The 20,630-nt window shown below is 43.6% G+C and carries 18 protein-coding genes; 6 read left to right on the forward strand and 12 right to left on the reverse strand.

Annotation, left to right across the window (positions count from 1 at the left end; all coding sequences use genetic code 11):
* Positions 1–22 precede the first annotated feature (22 nt).
* The 5 genes from ICV01_RS07400 to rpsU form a co-directional block, all read right to left on the reverse strand.
* Positions 23–763: a hypothetical protein gene (locus ICV01_RS07400; protein ID WP_215287071.1), complete on the reverse strand. Its 741-nt coding sequence runs from the start codon at positions 761–763 to the stop codon at positions 23–25.
* Between the two features lie 596 nt (positions 764–1,359).
* Complete coding sequence (gene rpoD, locus ICV01_RS07405) at positions 1,360–3,882, reverse strand: RNA polymerase sigma factor RpoD (protein ID WP_215287073.1); 2,523 nt, start codon at positions 3,880–3,882, stop codon at positions 1,360–1,362.
* 113 nt (positions 3,883–3,995) lie between these two features.
* Positions 3,996–5,852: a DNA primase gene (gene dnaG / locus ICV01_RS07410; RefSeq protein WP_215287075.1), complete on the reverse strand. Its 1,857-nt coding sequence runs from the start codon at positions 5,850–5,852 to the stop codon at positions 3,996–3,998.
* 54 nt (positions 5,853–5,906) lie between these two features.
* Positions 5,907–6,353 carry a GatB/YqeY domain-containing protein gene (locus tag ICV01_RS07415; protein ID WP_215287077.1) on the reverse strand — a complete coding sequence of 149 codons (447 nt, stop codon included), beginning with the start codon at positions 6,351–6,353 and terminating at the stop codon, positions 5,907–5,909.
* 89 nt (positions 6,354–6,442) lie between these two features.
* Entirely contained in the window at positions 6,443–6,655 is a 213-nt protein-coding gene (gene rpsU / locus ICV01_RS07420; RefSeq protein ID WP_088813122.1) for a 30S ribosomal protein S21, read from the reverse strand.
* Positions 6,656–6,732: 77 nt separating this feature from the next.
* Between rpsU and tsaD the strand changes: the two genes are divergently transcribed.
* Entirely contained in the window at positions 6,733–7,794 is a 1,062-nt protein-coding gene (tsaD, locus tag ICV01_RS07425; protein ID WP_215287079.1) for a tRNA (adenosine(37)-N6)-threonylcarbamoyltransferase complex transferase subunit TsaD, read from the forward strand.
* Positions 7,795–7,800: 6 nt separating this feature from the next.
* Here tsaD and folE2 read toward each other — a convergent pair whose 3' ends face one another.
* From folE2 to xseB, 4 genes are read right to left on the reverse strand one after another with little or no spacing between them, the layout of a single operon-like run.
* Positions 7,801–8,622, reverse strand: a complete 822-nt coding sequence (gene folE2 / locus ICV01_RS07430) for a GTP cyclohydrolase FolE2 (protein WP_215287081.1) — start codon at positions 8,620–8,622, stop codon at positions 7,801–7,803.
* 20 nt (positions 8,623–8,642) lie between these two features.
* Complete coding sequence (gene dxs, locus ICV01_RS07435) at positions 8,643–10,538, reverse strand: 1-deoxy-D-xylulose-5-phosphate synthase (RefSeq protein ID WP_215287083.1); 1,896 nt, start codon at positions 10,536–10,538, stop codon at positions 8,643–8,645.
* Between the two features lie 23 nt (positions 10,539–10,561).
* Entirely contained in the window at positions 10,562–11,446 is an 885-nt protein-coding gene (locus ICV01_RS07440; RefSeq protein WP_215287084.1) for a polyprenyl synthetase family protein, read from the reverse strand.
* A 17-nt stretch (positions 11,447–11,463) separates the two neighbouring features.
* Positions 11,464–11,682: an exodeoxyribonuclease VII small subunit gene (gene xseB, locus ICV01_RS07445; protein WP_215287086.1), complete on the reverse strand. Its 219-nt coding sequence runs from the start codon at positions 11,680–11,682 to the stop codon at positions 11,464–11,466.
* A 153-nt stretch (positions 11,683–11,835) separates the two neighbouring features.
* Between xseB and ICV01_RS07450 the strand changes: the two genes are divergently transcribed.
* On the forward strand, positions 11,836–12,945 hold the full coding sequence (locus tag ICV01_RS07450; protein ID WP_215287088.1) for an aromatic ring-hydroxylating dioxygenase subunit alpha: 1,110 nt from the start codon (positions 11,836–11,838) through the stop codon (positions 12,943–12,945).
* Positions 12,946–12,986: 41 nt separating this feature from the next.
* A complete protein-coding gene (locus ICV01_RS07455) occupies positions 12,987–13,832 on the forward strand; it encodes a sulfurtransferase (protein WP_215287090.1) in 846 nt (281 codons plus the stop codon).
* A 115-nt stretch (positions 13,833–13,947) separates the two neighbouring features.
* Here the strand turns inward: ICV01_RS07455 and ICV01_RS07460 are convergent, their stop codons facing one another.
* Genes ICV01_RS07460 through polA form a run of 3 tightly spaced genes read right to left on the reverse strand, consistent with a single transcriptional unit; the run spans position 13,948 to position 18,435 of the window.
* Positions 13,948–14,727, reverse strand: coding sequence for a ZIP family metal transporter (locus ICV01_RS07460; protein ID WP_215287092.1), 780 nt, complete (start codon positions 14,725–14,727; stop codon positions 13,948–13,950).
* The gene (locus ICV01_RS07465; RefSeq protein ID WP_215289176.1) at positions 14,724–15,614 is read right to left on the reverse strand and encodes a dienelactone hydrolase family protein; all 891 of its coding nucleotides are present in this window, start codon (positions 15,612–15,614) and stop codon (positions 14,724–14,726) included. Before ICV01_RS07465 ends, ICV01_RS07460 begins: the two co-directional genes overlap by 4 nt.
* Positions 15,615–15,657: 43 nt before the next feature.
* A complete protein-coding gene (gene polA, locus ICV01_RS07470) occupies positions 15,658–18,435 on the reverse strand; it encodes a DNA polymerase I (RefSeq protein WP_215287094.1) in 2,778 nt (925 codons plus the stop codon).
* A 49-nt stretch (positions 18,436–18,484) separates the two neighbouring features.
* Here polA and ICV01_RS07475 point away from each other — a divergent pair, with 49 nt between their 5' ends.
* Genes ICV01_RS07475 through ICV01_RS07485 form a run of 3 tightly spaced genes read left to right on the forward strand, consistent with a single transcriptional unit; the run spans position 18,485 to position 20,617 of the window.
* Positions 18,485–18,868 (forward strand): hypothetical protein, encoded by a 384-nt coding sequence (locus ICV01_RS07475; RefSeq protein WP_215287095.1) that lies wholly within the window; start codon positions 18,485–18,487, stop codon positions 18,866–18,868.
* 13 nt (positions 18,869–18,881) lie between these two features.
* The gene (locus ICV01_RS07480) at positions 18,882–19,850 is read left to right on the forward strand and encodes a homoserine kinase (RefSeq protein WP_215287097.1); all 969 of its coding nucleotides are present in this window, start codon (positions 18,882–18,884) and stop codon (positions 19,848–19,850) included.
* Positions 19,851–19,852: 2 nt separating this feature from the next.
* Positions 19,853–20,617 carry a BPSS1780 family membrane protein gene (locus ICV01_RS07485; RefSeq protein ID WP_215287100.1) on the forward strand — a complete coding sequence of 255 codons (765 nt, stop codon included), beginning with the start codon at positions 19,853–19,855 and terminating at the stop codon, positions 20,615–20,617.
* Positions 20,618–20,630 lie beyond the last annotated feature (13 nt).

Below are 20,630 nucleotides of genomic sequence, written 5' to 3' on the forward strand. Positions count from 1 at the left end.
GCTGTCAACCCCTAAATTAAGTTCAATTTTTCAAAAATGGAAATGAAGTAGCAGCCCTAATATATAAACTCTCTGTAGACTCATGCATTTTGTAAATTACGCCAGCAAATTTATAGTATTGAATATTTTCTGGGGTTCTACAGATTAAAAAAGCGGGGCCTCCACTAATCCCGCCTAAACAGTTTGGTTCTAGCTCATAAGAGCTTGATATCCAGTGCTCTCTTTCAAACTCACAGCAAATGTAATCTGAATAGATATCAGACACGCGGCACGCCCCACTGCTATAAGACCCAAAATTAATTTCCGCATAAGAATCAAGTCTACGTAAATCACCAGGGAATCCACTGTATGCAACAAAATCATTATTTTTGACAATTGCTAAATCACCGTCATGGATGCGGAAAAATGCTTCACCAATACCAATACTCCCCTCTGAAACCATGGAGGCCTGTTCTTCGGTCAATTCAAAAGCAACCACATCCAAGGCCTCATCTTCATATATCAACTGCTTTTCAGGATCAAAATGGACATTTGATATTGAGAAAAATATTTCCCTCTCCTCTCTCAATCTCTTCCTATAGTGCTTAAATACATGATGACACGTCAAAGCTAAAAATTTATTTTGATATTGCAATAAAGTAGACGTGCCATTATTAATCGATACTCCTGCATCTTTTCTGGGGGTCAACCCAAAATAAATTGGCTTACAAAATCTCAATGGAAATCTTTCCATTTGCTGAAGAAGGTCTGTCTGCATATTCATTTTTTTATTATCCAATTAAAAAACAAAACCCCCACCATTGCTGATGAGGGCTTGCTTTCTGGTGGGCCCACCAGGACTTGAACCTGGGACCAAAGGATTCCGGTTTGTGTTGCTTTCACAACTCCCTGGACTATGCCTTCATCATATCCATTGCTGGACTTAGATGGGTGCCGTCTAGTCTCTACACGTTCAAAGTAATTTCTTACTGAGCTTCGCTCGGTGTTGCCATATTCGTTTGAAACGATTTGTGCATTTAGTAAAAAATACATTAACTCGTTTAAACGACTTTAGGTTTCGCCGAATTTGACACCATCCCTTATGCAGTTTCCACGCATAAGGCACAACTTTCGCTATGAGTCCTCTGCTCTAACCAACTGAGCTATAGGCCCTAAAACTTCACATTACTTGCTCCACTACTTCTGCACTCGCTAGGCCATTAATTAGGTCTAAAAAGTGTAGAAGCACTGTAGAAGCAATTTTTACTACTTTTACTACATGTAACTACTTGATTTAATTAAGTAATTTTAATAAATCAAAAAACTTAATTAGATTATGAGTCCTCTGCTCTAACCAACTGAGCTAAGGGCCCTTATGGATTAATCTTCCTCTAAGAAGCTCTTTAGTTTGTCGCTTCTGCTTGGATGACGCATTTTACGCAAAGCCTTAGCTTCAATTTGACGAATACGCTCACGCGTTACATCGAATTGTTTACCCACTTCTTCTAATGTGTGGTCGGTGCTCATTTCAATACCGAAACGCATTCTAAGAACCTTGGCTTCACGCGGTGTCAATGAATCAAGAATATCTTTCACCACATCACGCATTGAATCATGCAACGCAGCTTCAGCAGGCGCTAATGTGTTGGTATCTTCAATGAAGTCACCTAAATTAGAATCTGCGTCATCACCAATCGGTGTTTCCATAGAGATAGGTTCTTTAGCGATCTTCATGATCTTACGAATCTTATCTTCTGGAATTTCCATCTTCGCCGCAAGCGTTGCTGCATCTGGCTCATTACCAGTCTCTTGAAGAATCTGACGGCTAATACGGTTCATCTTATTGATTGTTTCAATCATATGAACAGGGATACGGATTGTTCTTGCTTGGTCAGCAATCGAGCGTGTGATCGCCTGACGAATCCACCATGTTGCATAAGTTGAGAACTTATAACCACGACGATATTCAAATTTATCAACCGCCTTCATCAAGCCGATATTACCTTCTTGAATTAAGTCCAAGAACTGTAAACCACGATTGGTGTACTTCTTAGCAATCGAGATAACCAAACGCAAGTTAGCAACGGTCATCTCACGCTTCGCAGCGCGTGCACGTTTCTCACCTTCATTCATCTGCTTGTTCACTTCCTTCAACTCAGGAAGTGGCAATACAACATTTGTTTGAATATCAATTAACTTTTGTTGAACTTCTTGAACAGCAGGCACATTACGCTCTAGAACAGCGCTATATGGCTTGCTCTCTTTAAGAAGCATCGCAGTCCACTTCAAATTCAAAGCATTTTTTGGCAAAGCAGCTAGAACTTCATTACGAGGCACGCCCACCTTGTCCACCAAAATACGCACCAAACTGCGTTCTAAATTCCAAACTTGCTCTACCTGCTTACGCATTGTGTCGCAAAGTTTTTCAACAGACTTCGCTGTCAAACGGAATCCCATCAACTCATGACGAATCGCTTCTTGAGCCTTTTTATAAGCTGGTGAGTTGTAACCCTCTTTCTCATGGGCCTTACGCATTTTGTCAAACTGCGCACGAATTACCGCAAATTTCACCAAAGAAAGTTGCTTTAATTCTTCTAATTGCTTAGCTGAGGCCGTATTACCACCGCCACCACCGCCGCCTTCATCTTCCTCGTCACCGTCTTCTTCATCAAGATTTTCCTCTTCCTCAACAGCGGTCATCGGAATATCTTCAGCATTAGGATCTACCAAACCATCCACAAACTCATCAATTTCCATCGTGCCTTCTTCAATCTTCTGCACGTTATCTAGGATTTCAATAATTGTTACTGGGCAAGCAGACAAAGCCATCACCATCTCTTTGAGGCCAGCCTCAATTTTCTTGGCAATCACAATCTCGCCTTCGCGAGTCAATAGATCAACAGTGCCCATCTCGCGCATATACATACGCACAGGATCGGTTGTACGACCAAACTCAGAGTCAACAGTTGATAGCGCTGCTTCAGCCTCTTCTTCAGCCTCTTCCTCTGTAGTTGCTGAAGGTGCGTTCTCATTTAAGAGCAATGTCTCAGCATCAGGAGCTTGCTCATAAACAGTAATACCAATATCACTTAATAAACCAATCAAGGTTTCTAATGAATCTGAGTCAGAAATTTCATCCGACATCACGTCATTAATTTCGCCATGCGTCAAATAGCCGCGTGACTTACCCATCTTAATTAAGTGCTTTAAGCGTGCACGACGTAACTCTTGTTGCTCTTCGCTACCTAATTTTTGAGCATTAAATTCTTGTAACAAAGCTTTTTCTTTAGCTTTACGATCACGCGCCTTTTGGCGATCGGTTCTGTTATCTACATTAGGATCAACAGGCTCAACTGGTTTTGGTTTACGGCCACGTGTCTTTTTAGGCTGCTCCACTAACTCTTCAGCAACAGCAGCTTGCTCGACAACTTCTTTCTCTTTACCTTTTTTAACTTCAACCTTTTTAGCATCCGCCTTTTTTAATTCAGGCTTTTTAGCTTCAGCCACTTTCCCTTTTACCGGTGCTTTTGCTTTAACTTCCACCTTCTTCGCCACGGGCTTAACTACTGGCTTAGCTACCGGTTTTGTGGTTTTTGTGACAACTGGCTTAGCTGCTGGCTTTTTTGCCACTGGCTTAGCTACTGGTTTTGCAGTTTTTTTAGCAACCGGTTTATTTACCTTAGCCACTGGCTTCTTAACTGCCGGCTTAGCTACAGGCTTTTTAACGGCAGGTTTAGTAGCTTTAGCCACTGGTTTTGCAGGTTTTTTAGCTACAGGCTTAACAACCTTAGCCGCAGGCTTCTTGGCAACCACCTTACCGGCAGGCTTCTTAGCTGCAGGTTTAGCGCTTGTTTTTTTAAGGTCAGCCTTAGTAATCGTTTTTTTGGCTTTAGATGCTGGCATGTTGGTACTCGCTCACTTAGTTGGCTAAAAAGTTATATAACTGCTAACTTATTGAATTTTATTGGAAATTCGAAAACCTTATATTATAGTCGGTGACCTGAAGATTTTCCAGATTATTTAAGTTTTGCCATTAATTGACGGTAACGTTCTGCGTCACCCTCTTTGGCCTGCCCCGCAGAGATTCTAGAGGCGATCTCAGTCATTTGATCTTTTGAATCAATCAACTCCAGCTTTTTCAAAGTACCAATAAAGTCTTCTTTTGCGACATCTTCAGTGATATCACTAGACATAATGCGTTCGCGCAAAATGGCATAAGACTTAGAAAAAGTGCTTTTATCTAACTGTTCTTGAAAAACTGCAAATCCAACGTTGGATGGCATTTGCTCACATTGAGCAATTAAATCCTCCATGAGAGTTTTAGCTTTTTCTGAACGCTTAGCCGCCGCAGCTAAAACAAGGCGCTTTGCTTCCAAATCCAACTCTCGACCCAAATGAGGGAATTGCAACAAAATTCTTAAAGCCTGCTCAGCTAAATCAGTTGGCGCCGTTGGAGGTGGCCCTTGAGGAATGGTAGATTTTTTTGACCAAGGTTTTTTGGCATTAGACTTATCTGAACCAGCGCCCACATAATTTGGCGAAGCCGGATAATTTGATTGAGATGATGGCGGTGTTGGCGCAACCGTTTTAATCCCGCAAAAACTTTCCAATTCGGCAGGCGTAATTCCAATTTTTTGAGAAAGCTCACGAATAATTTGTGCGCGCAACGCAATAGCAGGCATGGCTAACAATAAAGGCTTGGCATCATGTTGCGTCTGAGCACGACCTTCTGGTGTAGCCCAATCATGCCCCTCATTAGCCACCTTGATAAAGAATGACGACAAAGGCATCGCATGAGCAATTGCATCCTCAAATGCTGGCGCACCACGCTCTCTAACAAAACTATCAGGATCATGCTCTTCTGGCAGAAATAAAAACTTCACTTCCTTATCATCTGCCATCATAGGCAGGCAAGCCTCCAAAGCTCGCTTAGCAGCACGTTGTCCAGCCAAATCACCGTCAAATGAAAATACGATTCGGTCCGCTTGACGCATCAATGACCGAACATGATTAGGCGTGCAAGCAGTTCCCAAGGTAGCAACGCCATTAGGAAAACCTAACTGCGCTAAAGCGACTACATCCATGTAGCCCTCGCACACAATTACATAACCTTTATCACGTATAGCCTGTCTAGCCTCAAATAAGCCATACAAGGTATTACCTTTAGAAAAGAGCGGTGTTTCCGGAGAATTAAGGTACTTAGGTTCACCTTTATCTAAGATGCGTCCACCAAAGGCAATGACTTGACCTTTAGTGTTACGAATCGGAAACATGATGCGATCGCGAAAACGGTCGTAACGTTTGGCTTCAGCTTGAATAATCAAACCAGCCTCAACTAATACATGGGCTAAGGTATCTTCACCATAAGAACCAAAGACTGCCTCTAATCCTTGCCAGGCTTCAGGCGCATAACCCAAATTAAATCGTTTAGCGACCTCCCCACTTAAGCCGCGATTTTTAAGATATTCAATCGCACGTGGCGTGGCTTTTAATTGTTGCTTATACCAATCAGCCGCAGGACTCATTACCTCGCTTAAAGCAAGTGCTTGCTTTTGCTTTGCCAAATCTTGAGGTCTACGCTCTTCATGTGGAACCGTTAACCCAGCGGACCTCGCTAAATCTTCAATGGCATCAACATACGTTAAGCCAGAGTGCTCCATCAAAAAGCTAATTGCCGAGCCATGCGCACCACACCCAAAGCAGTGATAAAACTGTTTCGTTGGTGAAACACTAAACGAAGGGGACTTTTCATTGTGAAACGGACACAACCCCTGATAATTAGCCCCCGCCTTTTTTAAAGTGACATGGCGCCCAACCACCTCGACGATATCGACGCGATTTAATAAATCAGCAATAAATGATTGAGGAATCATTGCGTTTGATGTTTATTAATATTGAACTGTTGTCACTTTTAATGAGCTGCTTAGTTACTTAGTCAATGCTGCTTTAACTTGAGCGGAGACAACACCCATATCGGCTTTGCCAGCCAACTTAGGCTTAACAATACCCATAACTTTACCCATATCCTGAGGGCCAGTAGCACCCACTTGAGCAACAGCCTCAGCAACCACTGCAGCCACCTCAGCTTCTGACATTTGTGCAGGCATATATGCTTGCAGAACCACGAGCTCAGCATTTTCAATGGCAACTAAATCATCACGACCGGCTGCCTGAAATTGAGAAATAGAATCTTTACGTTGCTTAATCAGTTTTTCAACAATAGCAATCACAGCCGCATCATCTAATTCGATGCGCTCATCCACTTCCTTTTGTTTCATCGCTGCTAAAAGCAAACGAATAGTTCCTAAGCGTCCAGTATCTTTGGCACGCATAGCGTTTTTCATATCTTCTGTAATCTGTTCTTTTAAGCTCATCATCACTCCTCAAATGAAAAAACCCACTGCGGGATAACCGTCAGTGGGCTCATCGTATCCCAAGGCTAGAAATCCAGCCCGAGAAAGAATTAATACATTTTCTTAGGCAACATTTGGCTGCGAATACGCTTGTAATGGCGTTTAGCAGCAGCAGCTTTCAAGCGCTTGCGCTCAGCTGTTGGTTTTTCGTAGAACTCACGAGCACGTAACTCAGTCAAAAGACCGTTTTTTTCAATTGTGCGCTTGAAGCGGCGTAATGCAACTTCAAATGGTTCGTTTTCGCGTAAGCGGATAGTTGTCATGCTGTAATTCTCTAAAAGGTTCTGAAAAAAGTCAGAAAAAACTGTAAAACGAGATTGTAGCACGGCAAAATAGAGTCATGCGAGTACTTGGTATAGAAACTTCTTGTGATGAAACTGGCGTAGCTATTGTTGACACAGCCCCATGGGAGGCTGGAGAGCCGGCTGGCAAGGGACTTTTGGGTCAGGCGCTCTACTCACAAATCGCTATGCACGTTGATTATGGTGGGGTTGTCCCTGAATTAGCCTCCAGGGATCACATAAAAAGAGTAATACCCCTTATAAATCAAACACTTAATGATTCGAATACTTCTCTAAATGAGATTGATGCGATTGCATTTACCCAAGGCCCCGGCTTGGCTGGCGCACTTTTAGTGGGTGCTTCAATTGCCAAAGGGCTGGCACTTTCGATGAATAAGCCCGTTTTAGGCATTCATCATCTAGAAGGGCACCTACTATCACCACTTTTGGCCAAGAATGCGAATATTCAGTTTCCGTTTGTCGCACTGCTTGTATCCGGTGGGCATACACAGCTCATGGAAGTAAAAGCTGTTGGTGAATACACCATTCTTGGGGAAACATTGGATGATGCCGCTGGCGAAGCTTTTGATAAAACTGCCAAACTATTAGGCTTAAGCTACCCAGGTGGTCCGGCCGTATCAAAGTTAGCTGAAATAGGGGATGCCTCCATCTATCAATTCCCACGCCCTATGAAACATTCTGGCGATTTAGATTTTTCATTCGCCGGTTTAAAAACATCCGTACTAACGCAAGTAAAAAAACTAAAAGCTCAAGGCGATGATATTTTCGAGGCACAAAAAGCATCTATAGCCCGAGGCTTCGTTGATGCCATCGTGGAAGTCTTAGTATCAAAATCAATTGCGGCACTTAAGCAAACTGGTCATAAAACTTTAGTAGTTGCAGGTGGGGTTGGCGCCAATACGCAATTACGCCAAGGACTTGAAACAGCTTGTGCTCAAGCTGGGTATAGCGTGCACTATCCGCCACTAGAACTTTGCACAGATAACGGCGCCATGATTGCATTTGCAGGAGCCATGCGCTTAAGAAAAAACCCCCAACTTGCAAAGAAAGATTGGGGGTTCGATGTGCGACCCAGATGGCCTTTAGACCAGATAGGTTAAATATTTTTAACTAGACCGAATCAAGGCATATGCGCTGTGATTATGAATTGATTCAAAGTTCTCAGCTTCAACGACAAATGATTTAATTCTGGCATCTGCTTTCAAACGATCGGCCACATCACGCACCAAATCTTCAACAAATTTAGGGTTGTCATACGCGCGCTCAGTAACAAATTTTTCATCTGGACGTTTGAGCAAACCCCACAATTCACAAGAAGCTTGCGACTCTGCGATCTGTACAAGATCTTCAATACTTAATTCTTGGCTATTGTTTAACTCAACATTCATCGTGACATGAGAACGTTGATTATGAGCGCCATATTTTGAAATTTCTTTAGAGCAGGGGCACAAACTTGTGACGGGCACAACCGCTTGTAAACGCAAGTCAACCTGTACACCATCATTCACTTTTTTAGCAAACGCCATCCAAGTAATGTCGTAATCCAACAAACTTTGCACACCTGAAACAGGGGCTATTTTATTAATAAAGTGGGTGTATTTCAAAGAAATTTGACCAGCTTCCGCCTCTAGCAATGGCAACATTTTGCTTGCCATAGCGCGCAATTCAGCCGCATCCAATGGCGCCTGATGCTCTTGCAACAAAGCCACAAAACGTGACATATGTGTACCTTTTTTATCACCAGGTAAAGCCACATCCAAATCAATGGTTGCAACGCTTGGCTGAACGCCTTGCGCCGTTTTCACCTGAATAGGGTGACGAACACCCCTGATACCCACACGATCAATAGCGATATTGCGATGATCCACGCTAGATTGCACATCTGGCATGGCTGAGTTTTTCAGAAAGGTTGGATTAATATCGTTCATAGCCTTATTGTCCGATAAATTTAAGCGACTTGCTTACTTGGGATAATTCCCACCCTAGCAGCAATGGCTTTAGCAATGCCCTCGGCATCTAAACCACATTCTTTCATTAATAACGCATGGTCACCATGATCCACAAAGCGATCGGGCAACCCCAACTGTAAACATGGCACCTCTATGCCGGCAGCAGCCAAGGCTTCCAAGCAAGCACTGCCGGCGCCGCCGCCAATAGCACCTTCTTCAAGGGTGACAATCAGGTCATTTTCAGCAGCCAACTTGCAAACCAAATCAACATCGAGTGGCTTAATAAAGCGCATATTAGCTACCGTGGCATCCAGCTGCTCAGCAGCCGCTAATGCCGGATATAACAAGGTTCCAAAAGCCAAAATCGCAACACGTCGGCCATGAGGCGCCTGCCCTTGACGACGTATCTCACCCTTACCTAAAGGTAGCGTTTTTAATTCTTTACTGACTTCGGCACCAACACCTGCACCCCTTGGATAACGAACTGCGGATGGATGATCCTGTTTAAATGCAGTCGTTAATAAATCCCTACACTCTGCCTCATCCGCTGGCGCCATCAATAACATATTTGGCACACATCGAATAAATGGAATGTCATAAGCCCCCGCATGTGTTGCGCCATCTGCGCCCACCAAGCCGGAGCGATCCAATGCAAACACCACTGGTAAATCTTGAAGTGCTACATCATGGATTAATTGATCGTAGCCACGTTGTAAAAAAGTGGAATAAATCGCAACAACTGGTTTCATGCCTTCGCAGGCCATACCACCTGCAAAGGTTACTGCGTGCTGTTCAGCGATGCCCACATCAAAATAACGGTCAGGGAAACGGTTCTCAAACTCGACCATACCCGAGCCCTCACGCATTGCAGGTGTAATGCCTACCAAGCGCTTATCAGCAGCAGCCATGTCACATAACCATTCACCAAATACCTGTGTAAATGTTTTCTTTGCTACTGTCGATGGGCTAATGCCTTGAGATGGGTCAAATTTTCCAGGTCCGTGATACAAAATTGGGTCAGCTTCCGCTAACTTATACCCTTGCCCTTTTTTAGTCACCACGTGTAAAAACTGAGGGCCCTCACCATTCAAGGCTAAGCGTCTGACATTTTGAAGCGTTGGCACCAATGAATCTAAATCATGACCATCAATTGGGCCAATGTAATTAAAACCAAATTCCTCAAAAATAGTGCCTGGCACAACCATACCCTTGGCATGCTCTTCTAATCGCTTCGCAAACTCTCTCAATGGCGGCGCCATGGATAAAACACTATCTAAACCTTTTTTTGTGGCAGCATAAAAACGTCCACTCATTAGTCTAGCCAAATAACGATTTAAAGCGCCAACCGCTGGAGAAATTGACATGTCGTTGTCATTCAAGATGACTACGAGTGGCACATCTTTATGAATACCGCCATTATTTAAAGCTTCAAATGCCATACCGGCACTCATCGCACCATCGCCAATCACAGCAACAGCCACTCGCTTTTCACCTTGGGCTTTAGCGCCCAAAGCCATACCTAAAGCGGCGGAAATACTGGTTGAAGAATGCGCTGTACCAAATGTGTCGTACTCGCTTTCAGAGCGGCGCGGGAATCCAGAGATGCCACCATATTGGCGCAAACTACCCATCAAATCACGACGCCCCGTGAGAATTTTATGGGGATAACTTTGATGACCCACATCCCATACCAAACGGTCATAGGGAGTTTGAAGAACATAATGCAAAGCAACAGTCAGCTCTACTGTTCCTAAATTTGAAGATAAATGGCCGCCTGTTTTAGAAACAGAATTAACCAAAAATTCTCGGAGCTCTTTAGCAAGCAATGGTAACTGCTCGCGCTCTAATAGTCGCAAGTCAGCAGGTGAGTTAATTGTTTGTAATAAATCGCTCATATGACACTTATCTGTATTTGCTATCAATTCTGCCTATACAGAACTTTATTGGCTAATGCCTTTAATAAATTAGCATTGTCGCCCCAAACGCTCAGGCTATCGATAGATTCTTGATGCAATTTTCTCGCAAAATCCTGCGCCCCATCTAAACCCATTAAAGAAACAAAGGTGGGCTTATCGGCAGCGGCATCTTTCCCAGCTGTTTTTCCCAATGTTTGACTATCCGATGTGGCATCCAATATGTCATCAACCACCTGAAATGCCAAACCTAATGAGGAAGCATATTGATCTAGCCGCTCAAGCTCAACCTCATCTAAATCAATTGCAACGCCACCCATACCAACACAAGCTCGCAATAAAGCGCCGGTCTTGAGACGATGCATTCTTTCTAATTCAGGCTGCTCAAGAGAAGCCCCAACACTTTCTAGATCAATAGCCTGACCACCAGCCATACCAGCCAAACCACCTGCTTTCGAAAGCAAAAGCATCGTCGCTACTTTTTGTTCATCTTTTAATGCGCTACCTGCTACTAATTCAAACGCCATCGTTTGCAAAGCATCCCCTACCAACAAGGCTGTAGCTTCATCATAAGCCTTGTGAACAGTAGCTCTACCTCGCCTTAAATCATCGTTATCCATGGAAGGCAAATCATCATGAACCAAGGAATATGTATGAAACAACTCCACCGCCACCGCACTGGCATCAATTCCAGGAACCTTCTCTAAAGACTGTCCTTTTAAGCTCGCTGCCGCGTAAACCAATAAAGGGCGAATTCTTTTACCGCCCCCCATAACGGCGTAACGCATGGCATCCTGTAAACGCTTAGCGGGCTCATTCAAATGGATAAAAGAAGCCTCTAGCTCAGTCTCAATACGCTGAGTTGATTGTTCTAGCCACGCGGCTGTCATAGCATCTAGACTCAAAATTAACCCTGAAACACCTTCACCTGATGCTCCACCTGTAGAAGTACTTGCTGGCAGTGCTTTAACAACTCGGCACCCCGTTTATATGCCTCTAAAGTCTCCTCCAAGGAGAGTTTTCCTGACTCCATTTGTGAAATCAGCACCTCAAGTTGCCCCACAGCATCTTCATAGCGAAGCTTAGGATCCACCGAATTTTCAACTGAATCAGATTTTTTAGGCATAAAACCCCTTTATTTGTCTTAAAACAATATACGGATAGATTTTAAGGCTTTATTGGCCGCTATAATCATCGATTCCTTTCCAATATCGACATGTCGATGGTTGGATTGGTTATTCCGCTTAGCTTCGGCTGACTTTTTTCGGGGGTGGGAAGAATGACTAATCTGGCTACCGTGCAGCAACTTGCACCGTCCAAGCTACAACTACCGGTATCGGCTTATTTTGATGCCGAGCTATACCAACGTGAAATTGAATTGCTTTTTAAGCAAGGGCCTGGCTATGTCGGTCACGAATTAATGGTACCTGAGATTGGAGACTATCAAACACTGACTTCAGAGAGTGAAGGTCGTGTTCTAGTTAGAAACCAGTCAGGCGTAGAACTTTTATCAAACGTGTGCCGCCACCGCCAAGCCATCATGCTTAACGGCAAAGGTCACACCAATCAAATCGTTTGCCCATTACATCGCTGGACCTACAAAACTGACGGCACTTTATTAGGAGCGCCGCATTTTGATGAGCAACCCTGTTTAAATTTAGGTAAGTCACCACTACAAAACTGGCAAGGTCTTCTTTTTGAAGGTCCACGCGATGTGCACGCTGATTTGCAAAAAATGGGGGTCAGTAAAGATTTGGATTTTTCTGGCTACATGTTGGATCACGTGGAAGTTCATGAATGCAACTACAACTGGAAGACATTCATTGAGGTCTACCTAGAGGATTACCACGTAGAACCATTTCACCCAGGTCTTGGCAAGTTTGTTTCTTGCGATGATTTGAATTGGCAATTTGGTGATTGGTATAGCGTACAAACCGTAGGTATACACAAACAATTGCAGCAAGCCGGTTCGCCAACCTATCAACGTTGGCACGAGGCTGTTTTACGCCATCACAATGGGCAAATGCCTAAATACGGTGCCGTTTGGTTAACTTACTACCCTAACATCATGGTGGAGTGGTATCCGGGTGTTCTTTGTATTTCAACCTTGCAACCTTTAGGCCCGAACAAAACTCGCAATATTGTTGAGTTCTATTACCCTGAAGAAATTGCGCTCTTCGAAAGAGAATTCATCGAAGCTGAAAGAGCTGCCTACATGGAAACATGTATTGAAGATGATGAAATCGCTGAGCGCATGGATGCCGGCAGAAAAGCTTTACTTGATCGCGGCATTAACGAAGTGGGTCCTTATCAAAGCCCTATGGAAGATGGCATGCAACACTTCCATGAGTGGTACAGAAACACCATGGCTTACCAAGATTCAAAATAATTTTTAAATCCCAAATTCTTAAATCTCAATAAGAGGGTGATATGTCAGGCGCATCACTAATTGAAGTAGATCAACTTAAAGATCTTCTTGATACCAAGACCCCCATCCTCTTATTTGATTGCAGATTTGATTTAGTCGACTCAGAAGCTGGTTATCAATCTTACTTAGAAGGCCACATTCCTGGCGCCGTCTATATTCACTCTGATAAAGATTTAGCCACCAGCAAAAATGGTAAAAATGGTCGCCATCCGTTACCTAGCCTTTCCGCATGGGAAAAGACTTACGCCAACCTAGGCATCACACCCCATCAACATGTGGTCGCTTATGACAATCAAGGTGGCATGTATGCCGCACGCTTATGGTGGATGTTACAAGCAACGGGACATCAACACGTTTCCATTTTAAATGGTGGCTTTAGTGCCTGGAAAAATTTTGGTTTTCCAGTAACTGACTCTGAGACGTTTCGTCAGCCAGTAGCGGAAACAAAATTACAACCTTATAAAAATTTGGTTTTAGTAGATGCCGTTGTCAACAATCTTAAAAATAAAAATTTCACTATTTTGGATGCGCGCGCCAATGATCGATTCCATGGTGAAAATGAAGTCTTAGATCCTGTAGGCGGACACATTCCAGGAGCCATCAATCGTTGCTTTAAAGACAATCTTGATGGTGATGGGAAATTCAAATCAATTGAGGCTTTACGTCAAGAATTTGATGCGCTTTTAGGAGGCCTGCCTAGCTCCGAAATAGTCCATCAATGTGGCTCGGGCATCACCGCTTGCCACAATCTTTTTTCGATGGAATTAGCGAACCATTCAGGATCGTCTGTTTATGCAGGCAGTTGGAGCGAGTGGTGCGCAGACCCTACTCGCCCGATAGAAAAATAATTCATGGACCCAATCAAACAAAAGAGTCGCATCATTTCTGAAATGGAAGAAACAATTGCTAGCCTTATTAAAATAGGCGCACTCAATCCCGAGAAAGTATTAGCTCTTAGCTCTCTTAATGAACATGGCCAAGCTCAGCAATCGATAGAACTAGCACCACACCAAGAATAATTAGAGCTACTTGCTCAATAGATTCTTTAAGCTTAGGCCTACGATGCATTTGCGGCATCAAATCACTCACAGCGATATAAATAAAACTGCTGGATGCGAAAACGATCACATATGGAATAAGCGCTTCAGCCTTATCCAAGAAGAAATAACCCAAGACACCGCCAACAACAGCCATCAAACTTGAAATCAAGTTATAGACCAAAGCCCTAGCCTTGGTAAATCCGGCATTTAGTAAAACAATGAAGTCGCCAACCTCTTGAGGAATTTCATGTAAAGCAATCGCTACCGCAGTCAAAATACCCACTTGAGGATCCGCTAAGAATGCGGCTGCAATCAAAATACCATCAGCAAAATTATGTAAGCCATCACCCAATAGAATGACCCAACCACTACGACCCGCTGATTCAGCATCATGGCCATGATGATGTCCATGCCCATCATGCTCATGGTGATGTGTGTGGCGTAATAAGGCAGCTTTTTCTAAAACAAAGAAGCCAAGCAAACCCACAAATAAAGCAATAAAGAGCGCTGGAATATCAACACCCTCAGAAGTAAATGCCTCAGGTAATGAATGCAATAACGCTGTTGATAGGAGCACGCCTACAGAAAGACTCACCATCTTATCAACCATGCGCGACAAAATAGTTAAAGACAAACTAGCTGCCGCAGCAATACTTAATACTCCAGCAACGGTCGTTGCTAAAACAATCCAAAATAAGGTCATACCACTCCCTGTTGCTTAAACCACGCGAGGCATCTAGCCCAACCATCTTTTGCAGGTGCTTCACGATATGTTGGGCGGTAGTCTGCATGGAAAGCATGTGGCGCATCAGGATAAATCTCAAAAGTCGCCGCTTGCGCTGCTTTATTGTCTTTAGCTGCAGATAAGGCAACCTTCATCTGATTAATACTCTCGACAGAAATACCCGTATCAGCACCTCCATAAAGACCTAGCACCGGCGCTTTCATTTGAGCAGCCAAATCAATCGGATGTAACGGGGAATTAGGTGTCTTGTCTCCCACCAACCTGCCATACCAAGCAACACCTGCTTTAATTTGAGGAATCTGAGCGCTCGCTAACCAAGTGATGCGACCACCCCAACAAAATCCTGTGATGCCCATACGTTTTAAGTCACCGCCATTCTTACCAGCCCAAGCGATGGTTGCTTTTAGATCATCCATGACTTGAGCATCCGGTGTTTTGGCCACGATTTCTTTCATGATCTCGGCAAGCGTACCCATAGCACTGGGGTCTCCCGCTCTTGCAAATAATTCTGGCGCAATCGCCAAATAGCCCAATTTAGCAAAGCGTCTTGTAACGTCAGCGATGTATTCGTGCACACCAAATATTTCACTCACCACCAAAACCACCGGCAACCCTGTTTTAGGAGTGACTTTAGGTCTAGCAACATAAGCAGACATTTGAAAATCTTTAGACATAAAACTGACTTCACCACCTTGAATACCTTCAAAGTCTGTTTTGATTGCCTGCGCCATGGCTGGCTCAGCAGCTGCCACATAACCTAAACCAGTTGCTACCGTTGCCCCTACCTTTAAAAATTCACGTCTATTTGGTTTTGACGGATTTAATAAAGATGTTGCTTCACTCATTAAGTTTTTATCCACAGCAGTCTCCGTTGTTTTTATCCACTTATTAATGTGCCTCTTCCCAATTAAGGCCAACGCCCACCTCAACCAATAATGGTACTTTTAATTGGGCCACATTCGTCATCAAACCAGGCAGTTGCTCCTTCACCAATTGCAACTCATGATCAGGCACCTCAAGCACCAACTCATCATGCACTTGCAATAACAGACGAGTCTCTAGTTTATTCTTCTCTAACCACTCTTGCACGGCAATCATCGCCATCTTAATTAGATCAGCCGCCGTCCCCTGCATCGGCGCATTAATCGCAGCACGCTCAGCACCCTGGCGCCTCATCCCATTGGCACTTCTAATCTCAGGTAACCAAAGGCGGCGCCCAAAAACAGTTTCAACATACCCATGCTCTTTTGCCAAGACGCGCGTATCAGCCATGTACTGAGCCACTCCAGGGTAACGCGCAAAGTAAGTATCAATGTATTGCTGAGCAGCAGAACGCTCGATCCCTAAGTTAGAAGCCAAACCAAACGCGCTCATGCCATAGATCAAACCAAAGTTAATAACCTTGGCGTAGCGACGCTGCTCTGAGCTCACTTGATCTAAAGGCACATGGAACATCTCGGAAGCCGTCGCCTTATGAATATCCTCTCCAGCAGCAAAAGCTTTTAATAAGCTTTCATCTTCAGCAATATGAGCCATGATGCGCAATTCAATTTGTGAATAATCTGCAGATACCAAATGAGAACCAGTCGGCGCAACAAATGCTTCGCGAATTTTTCGGCCCTCTTCAGTTCTAACAGGAATATTTTGTAAATTAGGATCACTCGAAGCTAAACGACCGGTCACCGCTACCGCTTGAGAAAAACTAGTATGCACTCTGCCCGTTTTTGGGTGAACCATGCGCGGCAATTTTTCAATATAAGTCGACTGCAACTTGGCCAAACTTCTGTAATCCAAAATCCTAGCCGGCAGAGGATAGTTTTCAGCGAGTTTCTGCAAAACTTCTTCATCGGTTGAAGGTGCCCCAGAAGGGGTTTTCTTAACCACCGGCAACTCTAATTTACCGAATAATATTTCACCAATCTGTTTAGGAGATTGGATATTAAAAGGTTGTCCGGCCAACTCATGAATTTGTTTTTCCAACTCCAACAATCGCTGACCAACGACCTGACCTTGAGCAGCCAACTTAGGAATATCAATCAAAATGCCATTTCTTTCCATGACCGCCAATGCGTGCATCGCCGGCATTTCGATCTCTCGATAAATTTTTAATAACTTTTCATCCGCCTCAATGGCTGGATACATCGCATGATGCAATCGCAACGTGATATCAGCATCTTCCGCCGCATATTTAGTTGCAGTCTCCAAATCAACTTGATCAAAAGTAATCTGATGAACGCCCTTGCCACACACCTCTTCATAAGTGATGGTTTTTTCACCTAAATGGCGAGAAGCCAAACTATCCATGTCATGACTTCGGTGTGATTCAAGCACATAGGATTGCAACAAGGTGTCATGCGCCACACCCTTTAACTGAATACCCTCATTGGCAAAAATATGGATGTCATATTTAAGGTTTTGGCCAAGCTTTTTATATTGCTCACCTTCCAACCAAGGTTTTAGCTGCGCCAAAACATCTGCTTTATTTAATTGATCTTCATTCGTGGTGTGCGCTAAAGGTATGTAACAAGCAACCCCTGGCTCAGTGGATAAAGAAATGCCTACCAAACCAACCCGCAAAGGCTCTAACCCAGTTGTTTCTGTATCAACGCATGTCAAAGTAGACGCTTCTATTTTCTTAATCCAGCCAGCCAACTGTTCTTGCGTTGTCACGCATTGATAGTTCCTCTCTAAAGGAGCAGGCACCTGATTGGCGACAAAGCCAAATAAATCGCCTGCAGCTTGAGTTGTCTGCATTGGGAGTGGCGTAGACTTGGGTGCCAGGGGACTTGTCGTGCTTGCAGGATTGCCTTTATCCAAATCTCTTAATAAAGATTTAAATCCAAACTGCGTAAATAAATCTCTTAAAGCATTTTTATCTTCTTCTTTAGCATGTAACTCATGCAGGCCAATCAAATGCTCTTTTAAATCACAATCAATTTTGACGGTTACCAACTCTCGAGCTTTAGGAAGCCACCCTAGAGTTGCCCGCAGATTCTCACCAACAACTCCTTTAACTTCATCAGCACGACGCATTAACTCATCCAAAGTGCCAAATTCATTTATCCACTTAACCGCTGTCTTCGGGCCCGCCTTAGGAACACCGGGAACGTTATCAACAGCATCACCCATGATGGATAGATAATCAACAATGCGCTCAGGTGGCACGCCAAATTTAGCAATCACGCCATCTGTATCTAAACGCTCTTCAGTCATGGTGTTAATCAAACTAATACCCGGCTCAACTAGCTGCGCTAAATCTTTATCACCCGTCGAAATGAGCACTGTCCAATTCTGAGCTTTGGCTTGCTTAGCCAAAGTGCCAATCACATCATCTGCTTCGATACCTTCAACTGCCAACACCGGCCACCCCAAAGCTTTGACGACTTGGTGAATGGATTCAATTTGCATCGCCAAATCTTCCGGCATCGAAGAACGATTCGCCTTGTACTCGGGATACATTTCTTCTCTAAATGTTTTACCTTTGGTATCGAATACGCAGGCAATATGATCCGCATCTAATTCAGTGCGCGCACGGCGCATCATGTTGACCATTCCTTGAATAGCTCCCGTAGGAAATCCCTGAGAATTTCTCAAATCTGGCATGGCATGAAAGGCACGGTAAAGGTAGCTAGAACCGTCAACTAGCAAAAGGCGATGTGTAGACATCCCACAATCGTACAATTGATGAACGATTAGCTTGGTATTTTCTTATTCTATGCAAACAAAAAATTCTTTAAATGTGGCTCTTTTGAGCGTGGCATTTTCCATATTTTCCTTTACATCACAAGGACTTAGCGCTCAACCTGTGCAAGCATTAAGCGCGGAAGAACTGCAGAAGATTAATCAGCAACCAGCTGTGCCCGCCATCAAAAATAATGGCGAAAGTGGCAAAGCTGGCCCTAAAAAGCCTTCTTTTGAGCATAAAGAAGCGGATGGCACCAACATCAAAGAATACAAAGAAGGTGGCAAAGCGACTGAAGTGATTGTGGAAACCCCAATGGGCACTCGCTATGAAATGAGCGCGCCATCCGACGCACCCGCACCGAATGTACGCAATCAAGATGTGAATCGCGTGCCAACCATTCGAATGCCTTTCTAATTATTTCATCGCTATGGCTGTCTTTACCCCCGTTACCCTAGAAGAAGTCAATAATTGGCTTTCAAAAAAATATGATCTTGGCATTGCCACAGATCTCAAAGGTATTAGCTCTGGCATCGAGAATTCAAATTTCTTTTTAACATTAGAAAAAGATGGCATTCAAAAAGAATTCGTACTGACTTTATTTGAACGCCTCAAACCAGAACAGCTCCCTTATTATTTAAACCTTATGGGGCATTTGGCGGAAAAGGGCATACCCGTGCCTGCGCCCATGAAAAATAAGCAGCAAGAAGTTCTCGAATCACTGAATAACAAGCCCGCGACGATTGTCACAAAACTTTCCGGTAAGTCTCAATTAACACCTACCGCTCAACATTGCCAGGCAGTCGGTCAAATGTTGGCTAAGATGCATTTAGCTGGCGCAGACTTTAAGATGTTCCAAGGCAACTTGAGAAGTTTGTCTTGGTGGAAAGAAACCATCCCAAGCGTCCAACCCCACCTTAATCCAACGCAGCTTGAATTAATTAATACAGAACTTGAAGCACAAATAGCATTCTTTACCAGCAACGACTATGCAGCTCTCCCCTCAGGCCCTAGTCATTGTGATCTATTTAGAGATAACGTTTTATTTAACTCAGATAATGAGCTTGGCGGATTTTTTGATTTCTATTTTGCCGGCACGGATAAATGGTTATTTGACTTGGCAGTTACCGTAAATGATTGGTGCATTAATTTGGTCACCGGCGAATTAGATGCCCCACGCTATAACGCCATGATGTCTAGTTATCAATCAGTTCGTACATTAAAACCAGAAGAAATAGCATCGTGGCAGCTTATGTTGAGAGCCGCAGCACTGAGATTCTGGGTGTCGCGTTTATGGGATTACTACCTGCCTCGCGACGCGCAAATGCTCACACCTCATGATCCAACCCATTTTGAACGTGTGCTAACGCAACGTCGCACCAATCTAGCAATCATTTAAATATGCAATTAAGACAAGCTAAAGCCCGCGATGGCTACCTATGGATACGTCAAGGACTTTGGCTATTCAAGAAAAATCCTTTGGCATTTTTCATGCTCATTTTTCTTTACATCTTTATTGCACAATTCTTAATTCTTATTCCAGTCTTTGGCGTATTTATCGTCTTACTTTTAACACCAGCTCTAACAGTTGGCTTCATGACTGCATGCCAAATGGTTATTAAGGGAGAACGCGTTACGCCTGGCGTTTACCTAGTGGGATTAAAAAATGTCATACCCAACATCAGAAAGAATCTTTTGGTACTGGGGACTATTTACGCATTTCTAGTTTTAATACTCAGCCTAATAGCGAGCGCTTTTATAGATTTTCAGCAGTTGATTCCCATGCTGACAGAACAAAAACAGCCCACTATTCGCGAAGTCAAAGAACTTTATTTCAGCTTAGGTATTGGCGCATGTCTGTACGTGCCAATTGCTATGGTGATGTGGTTTGCGCCAGTTTTAGTTGCTTGGGAAAAAATGTCTGTAGGGCAAGCTTTGTTTTCAAGTTGGATTGCTTGCTGGACAAACAAAGCTGCCTTTATTTATTACTTAGCCATTTGGGGCATTGTGATTGTGGCTGTACCATTTTTTATAGAGGCCATACTTGATAGCTTTGGCGCTAGAGCAGCCATCCCATTTGTCATACCGCCTTACTCAATGGCGGCACTGACTGTGATGTACTGCTCTTTCTTCGCGACTTGGAAAGCTTGCTTTAACAACGACTAATTAATTTTTTTAT

The sequence above is a fragment of the Polynucleobacter sp. MWH-Spelu-300-X4 genome (assembly GCF_018687515.1).
GTDB lineage: Bacteria > Pseudomonadota > Gammaproteobacteria > Burkholderiales > Burkholderiaceae > Polynucleobacter.